Below are 25,101 nucleotides of genomic sequence, written 5' to 3' on the forward strand. Positions count from 1 at the left end.
CGGCACAGCTTAGGGGCGGAGTGTTACGTGGGGATGAAACGGGGACGGCTACTCGGGCGCAGCCCACCCCCGCGCATGCGCCACCGCCTGACGCCACCGCGCCATTTTTTTGGCTCTGACCTCTTCCGCCATGGCAGGTTTGAACCTTCGTTCGGCGCGCCAGTTGGCTTGCACTTCTTCCTTGTTGGACCAGAAGCCGACGGCCAACCCGGCTAGGTAGGCCGCGCCTAGCGCGGTGGTTTCGGTCACGCGGGGGCGCACGACATCCACCCCCAGCAGGTCGGCCTGGAATTGCATCAGCAGGTTGTTGTGGGACGCGCCGCCGTCGACGCGCAGTTCCTGCAGGTCGATGCCGCTGTCTTTCTGCATGGCGTCGAGGAGCTCGGCGGTCTGGAAGGCGATGGCTTCGACGGCGGCGCGGGCGATGTGGGCTTTGGTGGTGCCGCGGGTCATGCCGACGATGGCGCCGCGGGCGTAGGGGTCCCAGTAGGGGGCGCCGAGGCCGGTGAAGGCGGGCACCAGAAAGACGTCGCCGGTGTCGGGGACGCTGGTGGCCAGGGCTTCGACTTCGGGGGAGGTGTCGATGATGCCGAGGCCGTCGCGCAGCCATTGCACGGTGGCGCCGGCCATGAAGATGCTGCCTTCGAGCATGAAGTCGATGTCGACTGCGAATGCCTTCGCAAGCCCGGCCGATGCGCCTGATGTGATCGCAGGCGCGGGAACAGCCGGATTTGGTGCCACGCTGTCAGCAGCACTGGCAACTGCGGGTCCGCCGACGGATGCTGCGGACACCACTTCCGCCGGAAACGCCCACCCCACGGTCGACAGCAGATTGTTGTGGGAGACAACCGGTTCCTTGCCCACGTTCATCAACATGAAGCAGCCGGTGCCATAGGTGTTCTTGGCCATGCCGGGTGTCAGGCATGCCTGGCCGAACGTGGCGGCGTGCTGGTCGCCGGCGACGCCTGCGATGGGCACGGCGCCGCCCAGCAATTCGGGCAGCGTATTGCCCACCACCCCGCTGCTGGGTGCGATCGAGGGCAACAGGGACTTTGGAATCCGCAACAGATCCAACAACGCGTCGCACCAGTCGCGCGTGTGCAGATCGAACAGCATGGTGCGGGCCGCGTTGCCGTAGTCGGTGCTGTGGACGGCGCCGCCGGTCAGGTTCCAGACCAGCCAGCTGTCCACGGTGCCGAAGGCGAGCTCGCCGCGTTCGGCGCGGTCGCGGGCGCCGGGGATGTTGTCGAGCAGCCAGGCCAGTTTGGTGGCGGAGAAGTAGGCGTCGACGACCAGCCCTGTGCGTGCCTGGATGAAGTCGCCGTGGCCGGCCTCGCGCAGGGCGTCGCAGGCGGCGGCGGTGCGGCGGTCTTGCCAGACGATGGCGCGGCCAACCGGGTCGCCGGTGGCGCGGTCCCACAGCACCGTGGTTTCGCGTTGGTTGGTGATGCCGATGGCGGCGATGTCGGCGGCGGCAACGCCGGCGTTGCGCATGGCGCGGCGGGCGACGGCCAACTGACTGGTCCAGATTTCGGTGGCGTCGTGTTCGACCCAGCCGGGCTGCGGATAGTGCTGGGTGAACTCTTGTTGTCCCAGTCCGCGGATGGCGCCGGAATGGTCGAACACGATGGCGCGTGAACTGGTGGTGCCCTGGTCGAATGCCAGTATGTAGCGCATGCCGTCTCCCCGTGGTGTCGCCTTATGGTTCTGGCGATCTTACCGGCCTGCACGCACGTTGGCGCGCCGGGTTACGGATGGACAAGCGCGCGCATAAAAAATGCCGCGGTCCCTTAGCGAAGGACCGCGGCATTTCCAAGTATCCGATGATCAACCGGATACCCGTTTAGTACTGCAAGGTGTCAACGTGCCCGCGAAATCCGGACTTCCGCTCCGCGGCGCTTCACTTCCAGGCCTTCGGACGGCAGGATCTTCAAGCCTTCCAGACCCTTGGCGTAGCTGGATCCCTGCATTTGCATGACACGGATCTTGTTGCGCATGACGACCGGGTTATGGACCGGCATGCCGAACAGCCACACTTCATCCAGAATCCGGGCCGAATTGAATTCGCCGGTGTGGTGCGCCGTCGGGCCCAGGCACAGCATGTGGCCTTCGCGACCAAAGACAGGCAGGCGGTCCGTGTCACATTCGAAGGTCCAGGTCGTGCCGCCTTCGTAGCGCCAGCCGGTGTTCAGGTCCCACCACGCGTCGCCCTTGGGCAGGTAGACGCGCATTTCCTTGCCGGGCTGCACGGCCGGCACGACCAGCAGGGCCGGGCCGAGCAGGTATTGCAGCTCGTGGTAATGCGCTTCGGTATCGTCCGGGAAGGCCAGCGCCATTGACCGCTGCACCGGCAGGCCGGTACGCGCCGCGTCTTCGATCGCGCCCAGCACGTAGGGGATCAGGCGATAGCGGAACTGCATCCAGGTCTGGGCCTGTTGCAGTACCTCGTCGCCGAAGGCCCAGGGCAGCAGGCCCGGCGTGCCGTGAAAGCGGAAGTGCGAGCTGAACACGCCGGCCGCGAGCCAGCGCAGGTACAGCTCGGGCGTCATGGTGTCGATCGGGTGGTCTTGCGAGCCGATGTCATGCGCATGGGACGGCAGGCCGCTCATGCCGACGGTCAGCGCCGCGCGGATCGATTCGGCCAGGCCTTCCCAGGTATTCGGGACGTCGGTGGAGGCCTGCAGCGGCACGCGCTGGCCGGTCGGGAAGACGTCATGGCTCCAGACCACGCCTTCGGCCGGCGTCTTGTTCCAGGACGCCGCCTCGAACAGACATCGTTTGGCCAGCATGGGGTACACGGTGCGCAGGCGCGCGCCGGTGTCGCCATTGCGGGCGGTGACGTCGTCGGGGATGTCGATTTCGACATCGCACGCAATTGCGTCCACGCCTTCGTCCAGGATGGCGCGGTGCTTGTCGCGCCAGAAGGTCCAGACGTCTTTGTGCGTCAGGTCCAGCAGGCCGAATTCGAGGCCGTTGGTGGCCGGGACGCCGGCAAACACCTGGGCGTTGCCGTTGTCGTTGGTCAGCAGCCAGCCCTTGTCTTCCAGTTCGGCAAACATGGGGCTTTGCGTGGTGACGCCTGGGAAGCCGGGCGCGCACACGCGAGCATCGACCGCCTTGAACGCGGCCAGCGCCTGGCGCGGATCCGGAAAGCGGGTGGCGTCCCATTCGAACGCCAGCTTGGCCTTGATTTCCCAGCCGGCGGGCGTATCGAGCGACACGGCGTCGAAGCCGATGCCCCGCGCACGCATCTGCGCGGCGACTTCGGCCACGTCGGCCGGGCTGGCGCCTTTGGCCTGGTGCAACCAGGTGCCCATGCTCCACAGCGTGGGCTGGCCGGCGCGGCCAGTGATCTGCGTGTACTGGTTGAGGATTTCAACCGGTTCGCCGACGAACAGGAACAGGTCGAGTTGGCCATCTTCGATCGCCAGCACGTAGTTGTCGGGGCTGAGTTCGTCCGTGCCCAGGTGGTGCACCACGCGTTCCACGGTGTTGACGTAGACACCCCAGCCGCGCGGGCTCCAGCACAGTGGCAAGGCGCGCGCGACCGGATCGTCGGTCACCACGGTTTCACAGCGGCGGTCCAGCGCGACGGTGCTCTCGCCCAGGCCGTACAAGGCCTCGTGCGGGTCCAGCGTGAAGGCCAGGGCGAAGGCGCCCGGGCGATCGCCATCAGCCGCCTGCATGCCCAGCGTGGTCAGCGCCGGATCGGGCGATGACACCAGCACCGGCACGTCTTTGCGATAGAGCGTGAAGCGCAGCGGCTGCGTCGCGATTTCGAGCGCGTGCTCGCCCTGCAGGATCTTGAATCCGGGGCGGCCATCGACCGTGACTTCTTCAAGCGTGCCTTCGCCAATGGCTTCGGCGCGCGCCAGCAGGTCGTGCAGCGCGGCCGCGCGCGTGGCCATGCCCGTGCCGGGCTGGCCGGTGGCCGCAGGCCCGCCTATGCACACGCGGAATACCCCCGGCGCATGCGCTTCGATCAGAAGCGCCTGGCCCCCGTCGGTGGTAAACGAAAAGGCGACCGGGTTGGACGTTTGAAGAGAAAGGGATTCCAGACGCTGGTAGCGGGAGGAGTCGAATTGAAGTGGCACAGGTTCCCTCGATCGCTTTCGGCAGCTTGGCTCACGAGCACCCGCGCGCAGTCGCTTCAACGTCCGGATCGATCCGGACAGGACGCACGCCGACATTCATTTTTGCCAAAACCTCTATTTTGACGGATTCGGAGTGTCAAATAAACCTCTTGTGACACCCTGCGCCCCGCCCACGCGTCCCGCCACACTATGCGCCACGGTAAAAAACACCGCAATCGCACCGTTTGCGCGAGATCCAGCCGCTATTTTCCCATGATTCAGTCGGATTTCAGCGCCATCCGATCAAATGAAGCAATTCCCGCTCCAGCATGAGCGGTTCGCCGTCCAGTGCGGCAGCGATAACGTCGCCCGCCAAGGCCGACCACGTCAGCCCGCGCGAAGCATAGCCCGTGGCGAGCCAAACGCCCGGTGCACCGGGCCATTCGCCTACGACAGGCAGGCGTCCAGGTATCACGGCACGCCATCCGGCCCACCCGCCCAGCCCTTTCAGGTCACGTGTGACAGGGGCGATGGAGGGCAGCAGATGGGTTGCTCGCGCCAAGTTGGCGTCGGTGCCTTCCAGAGTGGCGCGGGCGGTGGCAACGTCATAGACGTAGGTACTGCCTGTTACACATTGGTCGTCTACCGGAGGCAAAACATAGCCTTCGCCGGCCACGATGCACCGGGGTGGCGGGCCCCACTCGCTGTTTTTTGCCGGCAAGGTGGTGATCTGGCCGGCGACGGCGAGCTGGTCGTAGAAGCGGGCCGGAGGCCGCGGCGCGGAGGAAGCCCGGTGCAGAAGTTGCGGCGCGCCGGTGCTGTTGGCAATGATGATGCTTTCCGCTACGGCGAGCACGGCGCCGTTGGCGTCCAGGGCTTGCCATACCTGGGAGCCGGCAGGTGGCGGAGCGTCTGCGGACTGAGTGCCAGCTTCCGGCCTGATGTCTAGTTGACGTAACGATTCCACCCGCGCCGTGACGCGGGTGATGCCCGGGTGCGCCAGCAGCCGCTCGCACAACGCCTGCGGCCGAACACGCAGGCCGTCCGGGAAATACAGGCCACCTCGGGGAATCGACGTGCCAGCGATACTGGACGCTTCTTGAGCAGTTACCGCCCGCACCCAGTCGGACGGAAAGCCCAGGGCATCCACAGTGGCCTGCAGGTCCGCTTCCTTGCCCGCAGACTTGGCCAGTTGCAGGGTGCCGGTACGAGCCACGACATCGCCGTCGATCCAGGGCGCCCACCGCGCCAACGCCCGCAAGGCCCCGGCGCGTGTCAGCCGCGCGCGGGCATTGTCGTCACGCGCGACCAGAGGCGTCAGCGCGGCAGCAAGGTGGCCGACATTGACGACTTCATCGGCTGAGGCCGCATTGGCCGCATTGGCCGCATTGGCCGAATCCGCTTCGGCCGAATCCGAACAGTCCGCGCCCGCAGGCGTTGCCCCACCCCCCGCCTCTGGCGCGACCACCGTCACCCGCCACCCGCGCAACGCCAGCGCATGCGCCACATTGGCGCCCGCTATCCCGGCCCCCACCACCACCGCGTGCCGTTCCCTGAACACCGGCGGCGGCGTCGATGCATGCCGCGGGACATAACGCGGGGCGTAGGTCGCCACCGTCATCACCCGTTTGTAGCCAAAGCCGGGATGCTTGCGCACCGTGAACCCGGCCTCGGCCAGGGCGCGGCGCACGTCTCCGGCGCTCGACCAGGTCGCCGCCGTCGCGCCGGGCGCGGCCAGCCTCGCCAGCGCCTTTATCAGCGGCGGCGACCACATGTCGGGATTGCGGTCGGGCGAAAACCCGTCCAGGAAAAAGGCGTCGACATGCGCCGTCAGTTGCGGCACCACGTCCAGCGCGTAGCCAAAAGCCAGCGTCAACGTGAGCGCGCCGCCTTCAAGGTCGATCCGATGCAGCCCGGGCAGCAAGGGCGGCCATTGCGCAATCAAGGTGTCCGCCATGACCCGCAGGTCGCCTTCCAGCTTGCCCGCTAGCAGCGCCGCCATGTGCTCGCGCGAAAACGGGTGCGCTTCCACCGACACCACGTGCAGCCGCGCCGGCCGGTCCTGATCCGCCCGCCAGGCCTGCCAGAGCGCCAGGAAATTGAAGCCCAGGCCAAAACCGGTCTCGCACACGGTGAAACGCTCGCGGCCACGCCAGCGTTCGGGCAGGCCGTTGCCTTGCAGGAACACGTAGTCGGCCTGGGCGATGGGGCCTTGAACCGCGTGATAGACGTCGCGGTACCGTTCGCTGAACGGCACGTTGGCGGACGCGAAGGCAGGCTGGGAAGGAATCAAGGGGGTGTACACGGGCGCCATGATACCGCTGCAGAGGGTGGGCCCCCGTCACAAAGCCTTCACGTTGTGCCCCTTACGCCCTAGTCCGGCCGGACGTAAACTCGAACCATGAGCACACCTACCGCCCCCGCCAAGTCCCCTGCCCTGGATCTTTTTGCCGCGCTTGACGCCGCGGTCACGGCCGCCCATGCCGGCGCGGCGGTGCTCCAGGCCTACGCCCACAAACGCGCCGAACTGGTGGTCGACACCAAGGCGCGCAACGACCTGGTGTCGCAGGCCGACCGGGAGGCCGAGGCGGCCATCATCGACGTGCTAAAGGCCCGCACGCCGCAGTTCGGCATCGTCGCCGAGGAAACCGGCGGCACGCCATCGGGCGTGGCCAGCTGGTATATCGACCCGCTGGACGGCACGACCAACTTCATCCACTCGATTCCGCATTACGCCGTATCGATCGCCCTGGTCGCCCAGCCCGGCTGCGCGGTGTGCTTCGGTACGCCCATGACAGAAAGCGGTCCGGTCGTTGCCGTGGTGTACGACCCGGTACGCGAAGAGATGTTCACGGCCGTCCATGGCGTGGGCGCCTGGCTGAACAGCCACCGCATCCACGTGTCGCGGACGGCGTCGTTCAATGACGCGGTGCTGGGCACCGGCTTTCCCTACAGCGACATGTCGTTCAGCGAGCACTACATGCCGATGCTGAACGACGCCATCCACCAGACCCAGGGCGTGCGGCGCAACGGCGCGGCCGCGCTCGACCTGGCATGGGTAGCGTGCGGGCGTTTCGACGGCTTCTGGGAATTGCGGTTGAAGCCGTGGGATGTGGCGGCCGGCACGCTGCTGGTGCGCGAAGCCGGCGGCCAGTGTTTTGATGCGATGGGCAAGCACCCGTGGCCGATCGATGGCAATGTCGTGTCGGGGAACAACACCGTGGCGCCGGCATTGATGACCATGATCCAGCCGCACCTGCCCAAATGATGGCTGCGGATCCGTGCCTCGCGGGTCCTTCGCGGCAGATCGACGCGGCGCCGGCCAGGCACGGCCACCCGACGTAAAAAGAGCCGGCAATGCCGGCTCTTTTATAACGATCACGGCGGAATCACCGCCGCATCACCGAACGATCATCAAGCCCACGCGGAACTGCGACCCCGACGCGCGGTTGTAGTCCAGCAGCGTCTCGCCGTACCCGTTGAAGTACTGCAGGTGCAGGAAGCCGTTGAGGTTGCCCAGGTATTCGCCGCGCAGCGGGTAGGCCACGTCGAACTGCAGCGACCCCCGGCCATCGCCCCGGCGAATCACGCTCGACACCATCGGGCCATCATCCATCGCCCAGCGGATCTGGTAGTCGGTATGGCCGCGGTAATCGGTAATGTCGGGGTTGCCTTCGCGCGTCAGGAAGGTCCGCACCTTGGGCGCGAAGCTCAGTGTGCTGCCGTTTTCCAGGCGATAGCGCAGGGCCGGACGGGCGTACAGCGTGTTCACCGCCCGGGACAGCGTGCCTTCCTTGCCGTTGGATTCGTGTTCGAAACCGCCGTCAAAGCCCATCGAGAAGCGGCGGCTTTCGGATTCCCAGATGCGGTCCGACAACCAGAAGAAGCTGGGGCGGTAGCTGCTGTCGCGGAACGGTGCAGATTCTTCGCCCAGGTCCCAGATCGACGTTTGCGTGTAGCCGAAATACAGGTTGTCCTTGAAGCCGGTGCTTTGGGTGCTGGTGGGCTGGAAGAAGCGGTACTTCAGGCTGATCTGGAATTTGGCGTTCAGGTCGCCGCGGCCGCCCAGGCTGAAATACACCGGTTCGTTGGACGACAGCGCGCTGCGGAATCGGTCCAGCGTCGAGCTTTCGAAGCTGGAATTGGCGACCGCGTCGGCCGGAGCCGGGCCCACCGTGGCGTTGCCCGCCACGCCGCCGCTGGCCGCGGACACGCCGCTCAGCACGCCGGAATCGGGCACCACGGCCACGGTCTTGCCGTCCAGCGCCTGCTTGTCGGCGTCGATGATCGGGCCGACCGCCGGGGTGGACGCGATGGTGCCGCGTTCGGCGGTAGTCGCGTCAAGCGCCAGCAGCACCGGTTCGCCTTCGATGTTCACGGCCTGCAGGCCCTTGACCTGTTGCGGCACGGTGGCCGTCCAGGTCACGCGGGAAAAGCGCCCCACCGGCAGTTCGATGGCGGCCACGTCACGTTCCAGCCGGGCGCGCGAGCGGATCACGCCGCCTTCGGCGTTACGCCACTGCAGCACCAGTTCACGCGGTGCGACATAGCTCAGGGTGCCATTGCCGTCGTTGAACAGCATGGCTTCGACCTTGACGGTCTCGCCAGGGCCCGCCTGAAGGCGATCCAGGCGGAAGGTGACCGCCGCGTCCGCCGCCAACGGGGCGCCCAGCGCCAGCGCCGCCACGGCCGCTGCCGCCGCCATCGGTACGGTCCGACCGCCCGCGGCAAGCCGCTTGTTCAACCTGAAACCCCTGCGCACCATGATGTCCTCGATTCTGCTCAAACTGCTGCCAAAACAATAAGCGCTCCTCGTGGGAGCGCCAGCTATTCTAGTGCCGAAAGAAAAACCTGCCGGGCTTAGCTATTTCAAGACGTTTTTTTGTCTGAATCACGCAATTCCCGTCGAAGGATTTTGCCGACGTTGGTTTTGGGCAACTCATCGCGGAACTCCACTTTCCGGGGCCGCTTATAGCCGGTCAGATGTTCCTTGCAGAAGGCCAGCAGGTCGGTTTCGGTCAGCGCCGGGTCCTTGCGGACCACGAATATCTTGACCACCTCGCCGGAATGCTCATCGGGCACGCCCACTGCCGCGCATTCGAGCACGCCCGGATGCTGCACGACGACGGCTTCGACCTCGTTCGGATAGACGTTGAAGCCCGACACCAGAATCATGTCTTTCTTGCGGTCGACGATGCGCACGTAGCCGCGCTCGTCCATCACGCCAATATCACCGGTCTTGAAAAAGCCGTCGGGCGTCATGGCCTTGGCGGTTTCGTCGGGCATGTTCCAGTAGCCCGGCATGACCTGCGGACCGCGCAGCGCGATTTCGCCCTGGCTGCCGATCGGCACCGGCTCGCCGGCGTCGTCCAGCATCAGCACTTCGGTGGACGGCAGCGGCACCCCGATCGTGCCGGTGTACTCGCGCACCGTGACCGGGTTGCAGAAGGCCACCGGCGACGTTTCGGACAGGCCATAGCCTTCGCAGATCGGCGTGCCGGTCGCCTTCAGCCAGCGTTCGGCCACCGCCTTTTGCACGGCCATGCCACCGCCCACGCTCACCCGCAGGGCCGAAAAGTCCAGGCTGGCAAAGTCGGGGTTGTTGGCCAGGGCGTTGAACAGCGTATTGACCGCCGGGAACAGCGTGAAGGGCTGCTTGCGCAGCTCCTTGATCAGGCCGGGAATGTCGCGCGGATTCGGGATCATCAGGCACAGACCCCCGGCGCGCATGCCCAGCAGGCCGCAGGCCGTCAGTCCGAAGATGTGATACAGCGGCAGCGCGCACACAAACACCTGTTGCGAGCCCCGGGTGCCGGGTGCGTTGCGGATCTCGTCATTGAGCAGCCAGGCATCGCACTGCAACACGTTGGCGACCACGTTCCGGTGCAGCAGCGTTGCGCCCTTGGCCACGCCGGTCGTGCCCCCCGTGTACTGCAGGAAGGCCACGTCGTCGGGGGTGATGGTGACGGGTTTGAGCCGCAGGCGCGCGCCTTCCGACAAGGCGCGCTTGAACGAGACATGCCTGTCGATCTGCCAGGCCGGCACCAGCTTCTTGATGTGCCGGACGACCAGGTTGACGATCAGTCCCTTGAAGGGTCCGAGCAGATCGCCCATGGACGCGACCACGACGTGCTTGATGTGGGTGCGCGCAATCACCTTCTGCAGCGTGCACGCGAAATTTTCCAGGATGACGATGGCTTCGGCGCCGCTGTCTTTCAGCTGGTGTTCGAGTTCGGGCGCGGTGTACAGCGGGTTGACGTTGACGACCGTGTAACCGGCGCGCAGCACGGCGGCGATCGCCACCGGGTACTGCAGCACATTGGGCATCATCAGCGCGACCCGGGCGCCGCGCGCCAGGCCCCGCGACTGCAGCCAGGCGCCCAGTTGCCGCGACAGGCGATCCACCTGCGCGTAGGTCAGCACCTTGTCCATGCAGACGAAGGCCTTGCGCTCGGCGAACTTGGTGAAGGACTCCTCCAGCAGATGCGCCAGCGAGGCGTACCGGGTCGGGTCGATCTCGGCAGGAATGCCGGGGGGATATTGCGCGAGCCAGGGTTTATCCATGAAAAAGGACTCCTCCGCTTATCGTTGTTGTCGGGACATCGGCACTGGGGCGCAGCATGGGCGCTGCTCATCGTTTCGATGATAGCCCAGGGCGTTTCCGGGCACAGTGGGGGGTGCCCTCACCCGCCGGCCGCCAGGGCGGTCAAGGCGCGTCGCCGGTCGGCCGATGGCAGGTCCGCCAGCGCCTTGACCTCGGCAAAGAACGGCGCCAGGCTGCCTTGCTGGCATGAGGCGCAGCGGGCGTACAGCACGCGGAAAGCCGGTACCCACTGATGGTAGGTGGCGACCGAGGCAAAGCGGGCATTGTTGATCTCGCCCGCGAACCAGCCGTCGTAGCCGTTGAATCCCTGCCATGCGTCGCGCTTCAGGGCGTCATACCGCACGCGCAATTCCGCCAGGATGGCGGCCTTGGCGGCGCGGCGCTCGGCAACCTGGGCGTCCGACAGGCCGACCGGATCGGGGCGGGTCGGCGCCTTGGCGCGTTTGGCGTCGGGGGTGTCTTCACCATAGGCTTTTTCCAGCTCACGGCGGGTTTCCAGCAGCAAGGCAATGAACTGCCGCTTGCGCGTGGCAAACGCCGTGTACTGGTCGCGGATCGGTGCGTTGTCGGGTTGCTGCAGCCACCGCTCGACGCCGATCTCTTCCACCGTGGTGGCGAAGGATTCGTTGAACATGGTGTCGTTGCGGGCGTAGACCGTCTGGTGCGCCAGCTCGTGGAAGATCAGCCGGGCCACCTCACCCGCCGGATACCGGATGAAGGTATTGACGAGCGGATCGTCGTACCAGCCCAGCGTCGAATAGGCCGGCACGCCGCCGACCGTGACTTCCCAGCCGCCGGCCTTCAGGTCCTGCGCCGTGGCGCGCGCGGCCGTCTCGCTGTAGTAGCCGCGATAGTCCAGGCAGCCGACCACCGGGAAGCAGGACGTTTTCATCCGCAACGACAATTCGGGCGTGGCAAATACGTTCCACACCACGAACGGCCGTTTGACGTCGGCATAGCGGGTGTAGCTGTCGTTGTCGGGCAGGCCCAGCGACTGGCTCGCGAAGCGGCGCGCCGCCACGGCTTGTTCCAGCCGGCTGCGCAAGTCGGGCGGCGTGGCCGGATCGGCCAGCACCGCGTCCACCGGACGGGCGGCCTGCAGCAGGGCCGAATGGCCGCCGACGGACTGGGCGTAATAGCCGACCTGCGAGACAACCTGCGAGCCGACCTGCGCGCACCCGGCCAGGGCCAGGGTCGCGACAGCCATAGACAGCAGGCGAGCCGCAGGGGACAGGCCCGCAGCGCCGGGCAGGTGCGCGGCGGTCAGCAGGCGGGCAGCGGTCGGCAGGCGGCGCACGCAAGCGGGCATCGGATCGGATCCTGAAAAGTCGGGAGCGCCTAGCGTAGCAGAGGCGCCGCGGCGGCTCGCCCACCCGCCCAGGCAGGCGCTGGCTCAGGCGCTGACTCAGGCGCTGGCTCAGACACTGACTCAGGCGCTGGCTCAGGCGCTGACTCGGCCCCAGCGGCACGCCAGGCCCCGCTTTTGGCCGGGTCGCATTCCGCGGGCACATTGGCCATAATGGAAGTTCGTGCACCGTGTGGACCTGGGCACACCGGCCGGTCAGGCTGGCACTGCCCTTCCCCGCCGCTGCACGCGCCTGGAGGCCCGCCATGAATCTGCTCGAACCCATCATCCAATTTCAGCAAGAACTGAAAGCCATCCGCCGCGACATCCACGCGCATCCCGAACTGTCGTTCGAAGAAGTCCGCACTGCCGACGTCGTTGCCCGGCAGCTCGAAGCCTGGGGCATTCCGGTTGAACGGGGCCTGGCCACCACGGGCGTGGTCGGCATCGTCAAGGGGACCCGTAGCGGCAACGGTGGCGCGATCGGCCTGCGCGCCGACATGGACGCCCTGCCGATGCAGGAGCGCAATACCTTCGACCACGCCAGCCGCCACGAAGGAAAAATGCACGCCTGCGGGCACGACGGCCATACCGCCATGCTGCTGGGCGCGGCCCGTCACCTGGCGGCCAATCGCGACTTTGCCGGCACGGTCTACCTGATCTTCCAACCGGCCGAAGAAGGCGGCGGCGGCGCGCGTTGCATGATGGACGATGGCCTGTTTACCCGCTTTCCGATGGACGCCGTGTTCGGCATGCACAACTGGCCCGGCATTCCGGTCGGCCAGTTCGCGGTTACGCCCGGCCCGATGATGGCGTCCAGCAACGAATTCGAGATCACCGTGAACGGCAAGGGCGCGCACGCCGCGCTGCCACATCTGGGGGTCGATCCGATCATGGTGGCGGTGCAGATCGCGCAGTCGCTGCAGACCATCATGACGCGCAACAAGAAGCCGATCGACGCGGCCGTGATCAGCATCACGCAGATCCATTCGGGCAGCGCAACCAACATCGTGCCGAACGATGCCGTGCTGCGCGGAACGGTGCGCACCTTCTCGATGGACGTACTGGACATGATCGAGGCGCGCATGCGGGCGATCGCCACGCACACGGCCGAGGCATTTGGGGCGACCGTGGACATGGTGTTCGATCGCAACTATCCACCGCTGATCAACCACCCCAAGGAAACGGCGTTTGCCGCCAAGGTGCTGGCGGCGCTGGTGGGGCCGGACAAGGTCAACGCCGAGTGCGAACCGACCATGGGCGCCGAAGACTTTGCGTTCATGCTGCAGGAAAAGCCGGGCTGCTATGTGTTCATCGGCAATGGCGAAGGCGACCATCGCGACGCCGGCCATGGGCTGGGTCCGTGCACCCTGCACAACGGCAGCTATGACTTCAATGATGACCTGCTGCCGCTGGGGGCGACGTACTGGGTGAACCTGGTGCACCAGTGGTTCAGTGCGCATGCCGGGGCAGTGGCCGAGACGGCCGAGACCGTGGAAGCTGGCCGCTGAGTAGGCCGCTGAGTAGGCCGCTGAACTGGCCGCTGAACTGGCCGCTTAGCTGGCCGCTGCACTGGCCGCTTAGTCGGCCGCTGAGCTGGGCGCTGAGTAGGCCGCTGAGTCGGCCGCTTAGCTGGCCCGACGCGGACCGCGGCGCAAGACTGCGGTCCGGCATGTGGTTGCGGTGAAAGCCGGCGCATCGGCCCGGATCAGGCCCTGTGTCAGGCCATGGTCACGCTCAGGTCAGCAGAATCACCCGATAGTCGTTCACGTTCGTCAGCGTCGGGCCGGTCATGACCAGCGTTCCGAGCGCGTCAAAATATCCCCACGCATCATTCGTATCCAGCCAGGATTGCGGCGTGACGCCGCGCGCCGCGGCGGCCGTCAGGTGAGCGCTGTCGAACCAGGCGCCAGCGTTGTCCTCACTGCCGTCGATGCCATCGGTATCGGCCGCCAGCGCCGCGATGCCGGGCTGATCGCCCAGTTCGGCCGCCAGCGACAGCAGGAATTCCGTGCAGCGGCCGCCCCGCCCGCTGCCCTTGACCGTCACGGTGCACTCCCCGCCCGAGATCAAGGCTACCGGCGCCGTGAAGGGCTGCTGGAAGCGCACGATCTGCCGGACCAGGGCCGCATAGACCTTGGCGACTTCGCGGGCTTCGCCCGTCACGGTATCGCCCAGCACCACGGTGCGGATGCCGGCCCGTTCGAACACGGCGGCGCCGGCCTGCAGGCTTTGCTGCGCGGTGGCGATCATGCGATTGTCGACCCGCTGGAACAGGGGATCATCGGCCTTGGGCGTTTCGGTATGCTCGCCTGCCGCGCCGGCCTGCAGCCAGGCGGCCACGGATTCCGGCGTGTCCACTTCGTACCGCGCCAGGATGGCCAGGGCATCGGCATAGGTACTGGGGTCGGCCACGGTCGGCCCCGACGCGATCGCCGAAGGATCGTCCCCCGCCACGTCCGAAATGATCAGGCCCAGCACGGGTGCACGCGTGGCAGCCACCAGGCGGCCGCCCTGCACCTGGGACAGGTGCTTGCGCACCACATTCATGGATTCAATCGGCGCCCCGCTGCGCAGCAGGGCCTGGGTGACGGCTTTCAGGTCGTCCATCGACACACCCGGCACCGGCAAGGACAGCAGGCTGGACCCGCCGCCCGACACCAGGGCGATCATGAGGTCATCGGGCCCCAGTTCGCGCGCCAGGGCCAGAATTTCACGAGAGGCATCTTCGCCAGCGGAGTCGGGCACCGGATGCGCCGCTTCCAGGCAACGGATCCGCGACAGCGGCAGGCCGTGGCGATACCGCGTCACCACCACCCCCGACAGGGGGGCGTCGGCCGGCCACGCATTTTCCACGGCGCGCGCCATGCTGGCGGCGGCTTTGCCTGCCCCGACCACCACCGTCCGGCCCTTGGGCGGCGAAGGCAGATGCGCGGCAATGACACACAGGGGATCGGCGGCGGCCACAGCGGCCTGGAACGATTCGAGCAGGAGCGTTTGCATGGCGAAAATGACGTCTTGGTGTTGTAAACGCCAGCGTTAGCGCCGTTTTGTAGTCATCTGTCGGCTAACATGGCGGGTTGGAGGAGGCACCGGCATGCGGCATTTTGACACACTGAACGAACTGATCGACCACGTCGGAACCGAGGTCGCCATCAGCGATTGGCTCGTGATCGACCAGTCGCGGATCGACCGGTTTGCCGATGCCACCGGCGACCATGCCTGGATCCATGTCGACCCCGACCGCGCGGCCGGCGGCCCCTTCGGCGTGCCGGTGGCGCACGGCTTCCTGACGCTGTCCCTGATCCCGCTGTTTGCTGCCAGCGCCATGCACATTGCCGACGTGGTGACTGGCGTCAATTACGGGCTCAACCGCGTCCGGTTCGCATCGCCCGTGCCGGTCAACAGCCGTCTGCGCGCGCGCTTTACCCTCACCTCTTTCGACATGCTGCCCGAGACCCCCACCCAGCGCGGCGCGCAAGCGGTGTGGGCAATCACCATCGAAACCGATGGTGCAGGCAAGCCGGCCTGCCTGGCCGAGTTCATTTCCCGATATGGGTGTGATCCGGCGCGGACCTGACCCGCGCCGGATCACACCGGCCCCGTTCCCTGATGAACCCGACCGTTATGCCACATGACGGCGTTCGGCCACGCGCCGCGCCCGTCGAGTGAATGTTTCATCGCCAGTCCTGACTGGCATTCACTGAGTCGTACCTTGCCATGATGTTCCCGTTTTTGCGCCGCCCGGCCGCAGCGCGCGCCGCTGCCGCCCTTGCCACCTCGCTGGCGTTGACCGGACCGGCCCTTGCGTCGGCCGCCGACGTGGCTTCCCTTCCCCGCGCGATTGCCGATCTGGCACCGGGTGCGGTCCTGCACCTGCGTATCGACGACCTGCGCCCGACCCAGCCCGCCGTCGGCTACGACCAGATCTACGCGACGCTGGAGCGCTACCGGCGCAGCCCGCAAGACAAGTTCGACGACTATTGTTTCGTCAACGGCCAGCGCGGCGTCAAAGCGTTCGATGCAGGCACGTCGCGCATCGACGATCCCGCCAGCTTTGCGTGCAAGCAGGACGCGCCCGACGCGGCGTCGCCCCATGCGGCCACCCTGTACGGCGTGGTGATCGGCCCCGGCGGCACGTTCTACCTGCAGTCCGGCCACCACACGGCGGTGACGCTGACGTCCTTGCCCGACGGCGGCAGCCATGTGCGGATGACGGTGCGGGTGGTGGAAAACTACAGCCAGATGCTGCCAGGCGTCGGCTTCTGGACGCGGATGGCGGCGGAGCGGCGCGTCTGGCTGCGCAACGCCCAGGGCCAGATGATCGCGCCCGAAGCCTTGCCGCAGACCTTCCGCCTGGTTGACCTGCGTGATGACCCGTACCGCAGCCTGGTGTTCTTTACGCGAGGCATTGGTTATGTGCGCCCGCAGGGGGGCACGCCGCATGTCGAAATGGCGTGGGCCTATTGGCTGCGCAAACGGCGCGATCCGGATCTGTCGGCTTACCGGCTGGATGACGTGACGTCGTACCGCGATGCGGTGATCGCGGCCGCGCGCAAGATGGTGGCCTTGCGCGACAACGACATTCTGGTGGACCGCATGACGGCCTTGTCGCTTGGCAAGCTGCCAAGCTTCGACGCCAAGGACGGGCTGCGTAAGGTGGCCCGTGAAGGCACCGCCACGCAGCCGCCCGGCCCGCTGCTCGACGCCGTCATGTACAAGCAGCGGTTCGTCGAGCCTTGACGTAACGCTGCCCGCCCTGCGGTCAGCCTGCGACGATCGCCGCGATGGCGTCGCCGACTTGCGTGGTATTGGCCGTGCCCTTCATGTCGCCAGTGCGCGGCCCGTCGGCCAGCACTTGTTCGATCGCGGCCAGGATCACGTCGTGGGCTTCGCGGTAGCCCAGGAATTCCAGCATGAGCGCGCCGGACCAGATCATTGCGATCGGGTTGGCGATGCCCTTGCCGGCGATATCGGGCGCCGAACCGTGCACCGGTTCGAACAGCGACGGGAAGTTGCGATCCGGGTTCAGGTTGGCCGACGGCGCAATGCCGATGGTGCCCGTGCAGGCCGGACCCAGGTCGGACAGGATGTCGCCAAACAGGTTGGATGCCACCACCACGTCGAACCAGTCGGGGTGCTGCACGAAGTGCGCGGTCAGGATGTCGATGTGGAACTTGTCGACCTTGACGTCGCCATAGTTGGCCGACATGGCTTCGACGCGTTCGTCCCAATACGGCATGGTGATCGCGATGCCGTTCGACTTGGTGGCCGACGTCAGGTGTTTCTTGGGACGCGACTGGGCCAGCTCGAACGCAAACTTGAGCACACGGTCCACGCCAGTGCGGGTCATGACCGTTTCCTGGATCACCACTTCGCGGTCGGTGCCTTCGAACATGCGGCCGCCCACGCTGGAATATTCGCCTTCAGTGTTTTCGCGGACCACGTAGAAGTCGATGTCACCCGGATTCCGATTGGCCAGCGGCGACGGCACGCCGGGCATCAGGCGCACCGGGCGCAGGTTCACGTACTGGTCGAATTCGCGGCGGAACTTGAGCAGCGAGCCCCACAAGGAGATGTGGTCGGGCACGGTCGCAGGCCAACCCACGGCGCCAAAAAAGATGGCGTCGTGACCACCGATCTGCGCTTTCCAGTCGTCCGGCATCATGGCGCCATGCTTGGCGTAGTAGTCGCAAGAAGCAAAGTCGAATTCGTCAAAGCTCAGGTCGATGTTGAAGCGCTTGGCCGCGGCCTTCAGCACCTTGATGCCTTCGGGCATCACTTCGGTGCCGATGCCATCGCCGGGGATCACTGCAATACGGTGTGTCATGACATAGTCTCCTGGAAAGCGGGGGGATTCAGTTCGGTTCAAGGTCGAGCTTGGGTCGAGGTCCGGTCTGTGCCGAGGTCGGACCAGAGCCAGAATTTGGAGCACATTCGGTTCAGTTCTTGAAGAAGGCCAGCACGTCGGGCAACAGCAGATCGGGGGCTTCTTCGGCCAGGTAATGGCCACATTCAACGGGGTGGCCATCCACGTCGTTGGCGACGGCCTGCCATAACTTCAGCACGTCAAAGTGCCGCGCGACGACGCCCTTGGCGCCCCACAGCACACGCAGCGGGCATTGCACCTTTTCACCCGATGCACGGCCGTCGCGGTCGTGATCCAGGTCGATGCTGGCGGACGCGCGGTAGTCCTCGCAGATGGCGTAGGCCCAGCCCGTCTTGCGCACGCAGCGTTCGTATTCGGCCATGGCTTGATCAGTGAACGGCGCCAGGCCCGCATGCCGCCCGCCCATCACCGACCGGATGTAGAACACCGGATCGGCTTCGACCATACGATCAGGCAAGGGGGCCGGCTGGATCAGGAAGAACCAATGGAAATACGCTTGCGCGAAACCGCGCGTGGTCTGGTCGTACATGTCGAGCGTGGGCGCAATATCGAGCAGCATCATGCGGTCAACCCGCGCGGCGTGATCCAGCGCAAGCCGGTGCGCGACGCGGGCGCCCCGGTCATGGGCCAGCACCTGGAAACGCTCGTGCCCCAGATGCGTCATCAACGACGCCAGGTCTTGCGCCATGACGCGCTTGCTGTACCCGTGGTGATCATCGCCACCCTGGGGCTTTTCGCTGTCGCCATAGCCGCGCAGGTCCGCCGCGATGCAGGTGAAGCGTTGGGTCAAAGACGGCCACAGCTTGTGCCACATGACATGCGTTTGCGGGTGGCCGTGCAGCAGAAGCAGCACCGGGCCCGTGCCGGCCTGGCGGTAGGCGATGTCGACACCATTGACGGCCACGTGCTGCACGGGCAGGTCGAATAGCGAATCGGAAGCAACAATGGCGGTCATGACAGGGCCTGAAAGAAATAGGGTGCCGAGCTAAGGCGGAAAAGTTCGGCGCCGCGACACATCCGGGCGCGCCACCTCGATTGCATGGCACACATTCTGGCACGGGCATAATGTGCGTGCCGGAAAACCATTCATTCCTGGCATTCACGAATCCCGGCTTGCGCCACCCAGGAACCATGACGATGGCGAACGAATCCGACCTTGGTTTTTTCACGCTGCTGGCCCGGCACGGCAGTCTGACCGCCACCGCGCGCGAATTGGGGGTTACGCCGGGCGCCGTCAGCAAACGGCTCCAGCAGCTGGAGCGGCGGTTGGGCGTGCGCCTGGTGCAACGCACCACCCGCAGCATGAGCCTGACGCAAGAAGGCGAAACCTATCTGGGGCATGCCCAACGCATCCTGGCCGATATCGATGCGGCCGAAGCCTCGATCGCCACCGCGCATCATCAGCCCCGGGGCCTGCTGCGGGTCAATGCCACCTTCGGCTTCGGGCGCGCGCACCTGGTACCGGCCATGACCGCGTTCGCCCGACAGTATCCCGACGTGCAACTGCAGTTGCAGTTGACCGATGAACCGCTGGACCTGGCCGACCAGGCGTTCGACCTGGGCATCCGCGTTGCGCCCCTGGCCGATACGATCTTGGTCGCGCGGCGGATCGCCCCGAACCGCAAGTTGCTGCTGGCGTCACCTGACTACCTGGCGGCCCACGGCATGCCCGACAAACCCGCCGACCTGGCCTTGCATCAGTGCCTGGTGATCCGCGAAAACCACGACGCCTATGCGCTGTGGCGGCTGGGCTCGGGGCGGTTGGCACGGACGGTCCGGGTCCAGGGCGCCCTGTCGTCGAACGACGGCGAGGCTGTCCGGCAATGGGCGCTGGCCGGCCTGGGCATCATCATGCGGTCGGAATGGGACGTGGCCGCCGACGTGAAGGCCGGGCGGCTGGTGGAAGTGCTGCCGGCGTGGAAACCCGCGCCGGCAGACATTTTTGCGGTGTACCCGGAACGGGAACGGGTCCCGGCCAAGGTGAAGACCTTTGTCGACTTTCTGTGTGCCAGCCTGGGGGACGTACCGCCGTGGCGGCGGTAGCGTCCCCTGCTGCAGAAGGACAGCGACCCGCCGCTGCAGAAGGACAGCGACCGGCCGCTGTTGGGTGACAGCGACCCGCCGCTGGAAGGGCAGGCGGCAACTTGCCGCCGCCCCCCGCCCTTTCAGTGCTGAAGAATCTTCGACAGGAACTGCTTGGCGCGGTCCGACCGTTCTTCGGTCGGGCTGAAGAACGCTTCTTTCGAGCAGTCTTCCACGATCTTGCCGGCATCCATGAAGATGACCCGGTGCGCCACTTTCCGGGCAAAGCCCATCTCGTGCGTCACCACCATCATCGTCATGCCTTCCTTGGCCAGGTCGACCATCACGTCCAGCACTTCGTTGACCATTTCCGGGTCGAGCGCCGACGTGGGTTCGTCGAACAGCATGGCGATCGGGTCCATCGACAGGGCGCGGGCAATGGCCACGCGCTGCTGCTGGCCGCCCGACAGCTGGCCCGGGAACTTGTCTTTGTGCGCCTGCAGGCCCACACGATCCAGCAGCTTCAGGGCGCGCACGCGGGCTTCTTCCTTGCCGCGCTTGAGCACCTTGACCTGCGCCAGCGTCAGGTTGTCCGTCACCGTCAGGTGGGGGAACAACTCGAAATGCTGGAACACCATGCCGACGCGCGAGCGCAGCTTGGGCAGGTCGGTCTTGGGATTCGCGACGGAAATCCCGTCGACCACGATGTCGCCCTTCTGGATCGGTTCAAGCGCGTTGACCGTCTTGATCAGGGTCGACTTGCCCGAGCCCGATGGCCCGCACACCACGACGACTTCACCCTTGGCGATGGAGGTGGTGCAGTCGGTCAGAACCTGGAAGGAACCGTACCACTTGCTGACGTTCTTGATCTCGATCATGTCCGAGACTCCGTAAAGAAATGGGTAGGCAATGAAAGGGTCAGCGGATGATCGCGACGCGTTGCTGCAGGTGCTTCACGAGTTTCGATGCGCCAAAGCAGATGATGAAATAGACCAGGGCGGCAAAGACATACATCTCGACCAGCCGGCCGTCGCGCTGCGCCACCTTCGACGCCGCACCCAGGAAGTCGGTGATCGACAGCACGTACACCAGCGACGTGTCCTGGAACAGCACGATGGTCTGCGTCAGCAGGATCGGGATCATGTTGCGGAAGGCCTGCGGCAGGATGACGGTCGCCATGACCTGCCAGTAGTTCAGGCCCAGCGCATAGCCTGCCCACGCCTGCCCGCGCGAGATCGACTGGATCCCGGCGCGCATGATTTCGCAGAAGAAGGCCGCCTCGAACATCGTGAAGGTGATCACCGATGACCAGTAGGCGCCCACCTGGATCGGCGTGCTGGAACCGATGATCCACGCGCCGATATACGGCACCAGGAAGTAGAACCAGAAGATCACCAGCAGCAGGGGCAGCGAGCGCATCAGGTTCACGTACGTGCCCGCCACGCCCGACAGCACCTTGTAGGGTGACAGCCGCATCATGGCCAGCAGGGTGCCAAAGATGACGCCAAAGAACGTTGCCGTGACGGTCAGCGTCAGCGTGAAGACCATGCCCTCTTTGAACAGATAGGGGGCGGTCCGCCAGATGGTATCGAAGTCGAAATTTTCAAACATGGCTCGCTCCGATCAATGGCCGCCGGCGTTTTGCCGGGGCCCGCTGAAACCTGGGATCGAGACGCGCTGCTCGAGCCATCGCATGCCGAACACCACGCACAAGCTGATGCACAGATACAGGATGGTCGCGGCCGTGAAGGCTTCGAACACCTGGAAGCTGAATTCCTGCATGGACCGCGCGCGGCCCGTGATTTCAAGCAGTCCGATCGTCAGGGCGACCGACGAGTTCTTGATGATGTTCATGAACTCGGACGTCATGGGCGGCAGCACCACGCGATAGGCGATGGGCAGCAGCACATAGCGGTAAGCCTGGAAGCCGCGCATGCCCAGCGCCGTCGCCGCCATGCGCTGACCACGCGGCAACGACTGGATGCCGGCGCGCACCTGCTCGGCCACCCGCGCGGACGTGAAGAAACCGAGACAGAGCACGGCGGGAATGAAGGAGCCCCAGGGCGGCGGCACCTGCTTCATGGCGTCGCCCATCGACTCCGGCAAGGCTTCGGGCAGCACGAAGTACCAGAGGAACAGCTGCACCAGCAGGGGAATGTTGCGGAACAGTTCGACATAGGCATTGCCCAGGCGAACGCCCCATTTGGAATCGGTGGTGCGCAGCACGCCGATCAGCGACCCCAGCGTGAAGGCAATGATCCAGGCAAGCAAGGCCGTGGACAGGGTCCACCACAGCCCTGAGATCATGGTGTCGAGATAGGTGCCCTGGCCGTCCGGGGAAAGCTCCCAGAAGATCTTCCAGTTCCAGTTGTAGTTCATGGCGTTTCCTGCGGGGTGGATTCGTCAATCGGGAGATGCCCGGGCGGTGCCCATAAACACAAAGGACCCGCGTTGGGTCCTCTGTGAGCCAGGCGTCGTCGGGTGGATCCGGAACGCGTTGGAAATGGCTTTACATGTAGTCTTTGCCGTCGCCCGAATCAGTCGGCTTGGCGATGACCTTCTTCAGCTGTTCGCTCATGGGAACGTTCAGGTTCAGGTTACGCGGCGCGATGGGCTGGTTGAACCACTTCGTGTACATCTTGGCGAGTTCGCCCGATGCCATCAGGTCGGTCACGGCCTTGTCGACGACCTTCTTGAAGGCTTCGTCGCCCTTGGGTTCGATGATGCCGTACGGTTCGACGGTGTAGGGCTTGCTGCTGATCATGTAGGTCTTGGGCGCCTTGGAGCCGGCGACCAGGCTGTACAGCAGGATGTCATCCATGAAGAAGGCGGCAGCGCGGCCGCTTTCGACCATCAGGAACGCTTCGGCATGGTCCTTGGCGGGAATGATGTTCATGCCCAGGTTTTCCTTGCCGTTCGTTTCCGTCAGCCACTTCAGGTTGCTTGTGCCGGCAGTCGATACGACCGTCTTGCCCTTGAAGTCGGGCAGGTCATTGAGCTTGGCGGTGGTCTTGGCGACAAAGCGGGTGGCCGTCACGAACGTGGTCGGCGCGAACGACACTTGCTGCTGGCGTTCGGTGTTGTTGGTGGTGGAACCGCACTCCAGGTCCACGGTGCCGTTGGCGATCAGCGGCAGGCGCGTGGCGGACGTGACGGGTTGCAGCTTGACGTTGATCTTTTGCAGCTTCAGTTCGGTTTTGACGGCTTCGGCAATCTTGTTGCAGATGTCCATCGAATAGCCGATCGGCTTTTGCTGGTCGTCGAGATACGAGAACGGAATTGACGAATCGCGGTGGCCAAGTGTGATGGTTCCCGTGTCCTTGATTTTCTTTAGGCGGCCAGTCAGTTCCTGCGCGTGGACGGAGCCCGCGGCAAGGGTCAGCGCGACGGAAAACAGCACGATGGACTTCTTCATGAAATCGCCTTCCTGTAGATGAGGTTCGGACGAGTGTAGCAAACAACGAACGAAAAACAGCCACGGAATTGTTGCGACTTCAGTTGCTGTTTTCTTGCGAAATTCGTTGCGTTGCGAACCTTCGTCCGACCTCGATTCGCGCCCGGAAAATCAGGTCAGTGCGCGACTTCTTCAGGCGGTGGTGGCGGCACTTCCGACGAGTCGTTGATCGGTGCGGCAGGCACCACATCGGGGACGACCGGACGCACATACCGATAGGGTTTGGTGAGGACTTCCGGACGCAGCAATTGCGCCAGCGTGGCCTCGTCCATCAAGCCCAGTTCGAGTACCAGTTCCGACACCGAACGCCCGGAACGTATGGCTTCGCGGGCCACGCGGGTGGCCGCTTCGTAGCCGATCACGGGGTTGAAGGCAGTGGCCAGACCGGCCGAACGCTTGACGGCTTCAAGCAGCTTTTCGCGGTTGGCGGTAATGCCCGACACGCAGTTGCGCGCCAAGGTGGTGCAACCCGCTTCCAGGTGCGAGATGCTCTTGACCAGGCTCCACGCAATGATGGGTTCGAAGGCGTTCAGCTGCAGCTGGCCGGCTTCGGACGCCATCGTGACCGTCATGTCGTTGCCGATCACTTCAAACGCGATCTGGTTCACGACTTCCGGGATGATCGGATTGACCTTGCCCGGCATGATGGAGCTGCCCGCCGCACGTTCGGGCAGGTTGATTTCGTTCAAGCCCGATTGCGGACCCGACGACAGCAGGCGCAGGTCGTTGCAGGTCTTGGACAGCTTGCACGCGATGCGCTTCAACACGCCCGACATCTGCACGAAGGCGCCGGTGTCTTGCGTAGCTTCGATCATGTTGGCGGCGCGTACCAGCGGCAGGCCGGTGATCTCGGCCAGGTACTTGACGGCCAGCGGGCTGTAGTCGGGATCCGTGTTGATGCCGGTACCGATGGCCGTGGCGCCCAGATTGACTTCGACCATCAATGCGCGCGCTTCGCTCAGGCGCAATTCGTCTTCGCCCAGCATGACCGCGTAGGTCAGGAATTCCTGGCCCAGGGTCATGGGCACGGCGTCCTGCAACTGCGTGCGGCCCATTTTCAGCACGTCGTCGAATTCATGCGCCTTGGCTTCGAAGGCCTGGCGCAATTCGGCCATGGCGGCCAGCAGGCGCTCGATGGCAAAGCAGGTGGCGATACGCAGCGCGGTCGGGTAGACGTCGTTGGTGCTTTGCGACGCGTTCACGTCCTGGATCGGGTGCAGGACTTCGTAGCGGCCCTTTTCCTGGCCAAGCAATTCCAGCGCGCGATTGGCGATGACTTCGTTGGCGTTCATGTTGGTGGACGTACCCGCGCCCCCTTGGATCACGTCAACGACGAACTGGTCCCCCAGCGCGCCATTCATGATTTCTTCGCAGGCCTGCACGATCACGGCAGCGCGTTCCGGGGCGATCACGCCCAGGTCGCGGTTGGCCCGCGCGGCAGCTTGCTTGACGCAGGCCAGCGCGCGCAACAGATCGGGCTGCGCGCCGATCGGGGTACCGGTGATGGGGAAGTTTTCCGTGGCCCGGAGCGTGTGGATGCCCCAGTAGGATGCTGCGGGAATGTCGCGTTCACCCAGCAGATCGTGTTCGATCCGGAAGGCGTTTATCTGGCCTGCATTGCTCATTGCGGTTCCATCGTCTGCGGCCGGCGCACGGTGCGCCGGCAATGCAGACACTATAGGGACCGCCCCCGACGGCGCGCCAATGCTATTC

19 protein-coding genes are annotated in these 25,101 nt (G+C 65.3%); 5 read left to right on the forward strand and 14 right to left on the reverse strand.

Translation table 11 applies throughout. The annotated features are described in order from the left end of the window. Window positions 1-48: 48 nt before the first annotated feature. From HD883_RS13435 to mnmC, 3 genes are all read right to left on the reverse strand, one after another. On the reverse strand, window positions 49-1,677 hold the full coding sequence (locus HD883_RS13435) for an FGGY family carbohydrate kinase (protein WP_179584645.1): 1,629 nt from the start codon (window positions 1,675-1,677) through the stop codon (window positions 49-51). A gap of 182 nt (window positions 1,678-1,859) precedes the next feature. Further along, complete coding sequence (locus tag HD883_RS13440; protein WP_179584643.1) at window positions 1,860-4,094, reverse strand: glycoside hydrolase family 31 protein; 2,235 nt, start codon at window positions 4,092-4,094, stop codon at window positions 1,860-1,862. A 268-nt stretch (window positions 4,095-4,362) separates the two neighbouring features. Continuing rightward, on the reverse strand, window positions 4,363-6,387 hold the full coding sequence (gene mnmC / locus HD883_RS13445; RefSeq protein ID WP_179584641.1) for an FAD-dependent 5-carboxymethylaminomethyl-2-thiouridine(34) oxidoreductase MnmC: 2,025 nt from the start codon (window positions 6,385-6,387) through the stop codon (window positions 4,363-4,365). Between the two features lie 87 nt (window positions 6,388-6,474). On the opposite strand from mnmC, the gene HD883_RS13450 reads away from it, so the two are divergent. Continuing rightward, window positions 6,475-7,341 (forward strand): inositol monophosphatase family protein, encoded by an 867-nt coding sequence (locus tag HD883_RS13450; protein ID WP_179584639.1) that lies wholly within the window; start codon window positions 6,475-6,477, stop codon window positions 7,339-7,341. Between the two features lie 132 nt (window positions 7,342-7,473). Here HD883_RS13450 and HD883_RS13455 read toward each other — a convergent pair whose 3' ends face one another. The 3 genes from HD883_RS13455 to HD883_RS13465 all read right to left on the reverse strand — a co-directional run bounded on the left by HD883_RS13455 (window position 7,474) and on the right by HD883_RS13465 (window position 11,986). Continuing rightward, complete coding sequence (locus HD883_RS13455; protein ID WP_257022172.1) at window positions 7,474-8,838, reverse strand: phospholipase A; 1,365 nt, start codon at window positions 8,836-8,838, stop codon at window positions 7,474-7,476. 104 nt (window positions 8,839-8,942) lie between these two features. Continuing rightward, window positions 8,943-10,637 (reverse strand): long-chain-fatty-acid--CoA ligase, encoded by a 1,695-nt coding sequence (locus HD883_RS13460; protein ID WP_179584637.1) that lies wholly within the window; start codon window positions 10,635-10,637, stop codon window positions 8,943-8,945. Window positions 10,638-10,756: 119 nt separating this feature from the next. Next, a complete protein-coding gene (locus HD883_RS13465) occupies window positions 10,757-11,986 on the reverse strand; it encodes an aminopeptidase (protein WP_179584635.1) in 1,230 nt (409 codons plus the stop codon). A gap of 302 nt (window positions 11,987-12,288) precedes the next feature. Between HD883_RS13465 and HD883_RS13470 the strand changes: the two genes are divergently transcribed. Continuing rightward, the gene (locus tag HD883_RS13470) at window positions 12,289-13,533 is read left to right on the forward strand and encodes a M20 aminoacylase family protein (RefSeq protein WP_179584633.1); all 1,245 of its coding nucleotides are present in this window, start codon (window positions 12,289-12,291) and stop codon (window positions 13,531-13,533) included. A gap of 226 nt (window positions 13,534-13,759) precedes the next feature. Here HD883_RS13470 and HD883_RS13475 read toward each other — a convergent pair whose 3' ends face one another. Continuing rightward, window positions 13,760-15,025: a glycerate kinase type-2 family protein gene (locus tag HD883_RS13475; protein WP_179584630.1), complete on the reverse strand. Its 1,266-nt coding sequence runs from the start codon at window positions 15,023-15,025 to the stop codon at window positions 13,760-13,762. Window positions 15,026-15,119: 94 nt separating this feature from the next. Here HD883_RS13475 and HD883_RS13480 point away from each other — a divergent pair, with 94 nt between their 5' ends. Next, entirely contained in the window at window positions 15,120-15,602 is a 483-nt protein-coding gene (locus HD883_RS13480; protein WP_179584628.1) for a MaoC family dehydratase, read from the forward strand. Between the two features lie 140 nt (window positions 15,603-15,742). Further along, entirely contained in the window at window positions 15,743-16,765 is a 1,023-nt protein-coding gene (locus HD883_RS13485) for a ParB/Srx family N-terminal domain-containing protein (RefSeq protein ID WP_179584626.1), read from the forward strand. 22 nt (window positions 16,766-16,787) lie between these two features. Here HD883_RS13485 and HD883_RS13490 read toward each other — a convergent pair whose 3' ends face one another. Next, complete coding sequence (locus HD883_RS13490; RefSeq protein ID WP_179584624.1) at window positions 16,788-17,852, reverse strand: tartrate dehydrogenase; 1,065 nt, start codon at window positions 17,850-17,852, stop codon at window positions 16,788-16,790. A 112-nt stretch (window positions 17,853-17,964) separates the two neighbouring features. Then, entirely contained in the window at window positions 17,965-18,867 is a 903-nt protein-coding gene (locus HD883_RS13495; protein ID WP_179584622.1) for an alpha/beta fold hydrolase, read from the reverse strand. A gap of 182 nt (window positions 18,868-19,049) precedes the next feature. Here HD883_RS13495 and HD883_RS13500 point away from each other — a divergent pair, with 182 nt between their 5' ends. Beyond that, a complete protein-coding gene (locus HD883_RS13500; RefSeq protein WP_179584620.1) occupies window positions 19,050-19,955 on the forward strand; it encodes a LysR family transcriptional regulator in 906 nt (301 codons plus the stop codon). Window positions 19,956-20,077: 122 nt separating this feature from the next. Here HD883_RS13500 and HD883_RS13505 read toward each other — a convergent pair whose 3' ends face one another. From HD883_RS13505 to aspA, 5 genes are all read right to left on the reverse strand, one after another. Next, complete coding sequence (locus HD883_RS13505; RefSeq protein WP_179584618.1) at window positions 20,078-20,812, reverse strand: amino acid ABC transporter ATP-binding protein; 735 nt, start codon at window positions 20,810-20,812, stop codon at window positions 20,078-20,080. 40 nt (window positions 20,813-20,852) lie between these two features. Further along, on the reverse strand, window positions 20,853-21,545 hold the full coding sequence (locus tag HD883_RS13510) for an amino acid ABC transporter permease (protein WP_179584616.1): 693 nt from the start codon (window positions 21,543-21,545) through the stop codon (window positions 20,853-20,855). 12 nt (window positions 21,546-21,557) lie between these two features. After that, window positions 21,558-22,313 carry an amino acid ABC transporter permease gene (locus tag HD883_RS13515; protein WP_179584614.1) on the reverse strand — a complete coding sequence of 252 codons (756 nt, stop codon included), beginning with the start codon at window positions 22,311-22,313 and terminating at the stop codon, window positions 21,558-21,560. A gap of 130 nt (window positions 22,314-22,443) precedes the next feature. Next, window positions 22,444-23,349 carry an amino acid ABC transporter substrate-binding protein gene (locus HD883_RS13520; RefSeq protein ID WP_179584612.1) on the reverse strand — a complete coding sequence of 302 codons (906 nt, stop codon included), beginning with the start codon at window positions 23,347-23,349 and terminating at the stop codon, window positions 22,444-22,446. 155 nt (window positions 23,350-23,504) lie between these two features. Next, a complete protein-coding gene (gene aspA, locus HD883_RS13525; RefSeq protein WP_179584610.1) occupies window positions 23,505-25,013 on the reverse strand; it encodes an aspartate ammonia-lyase in 1,509 nt (502 codons plus the stop codon). Window positions 25,014-25,101 lie beyond the last annotated feature (88 nt).

Origin of the sequence: Pigmentiphaga litoralis, assembly GCF_013408655.1 — a bacterium.
GTDB lineage: Bacteria > Pseudomonadota > Gammaproteobacteria > Burkholderiales > Burkholderiaceae_B > Pigmentiphaga > Pigmentiphaga litoralis_A.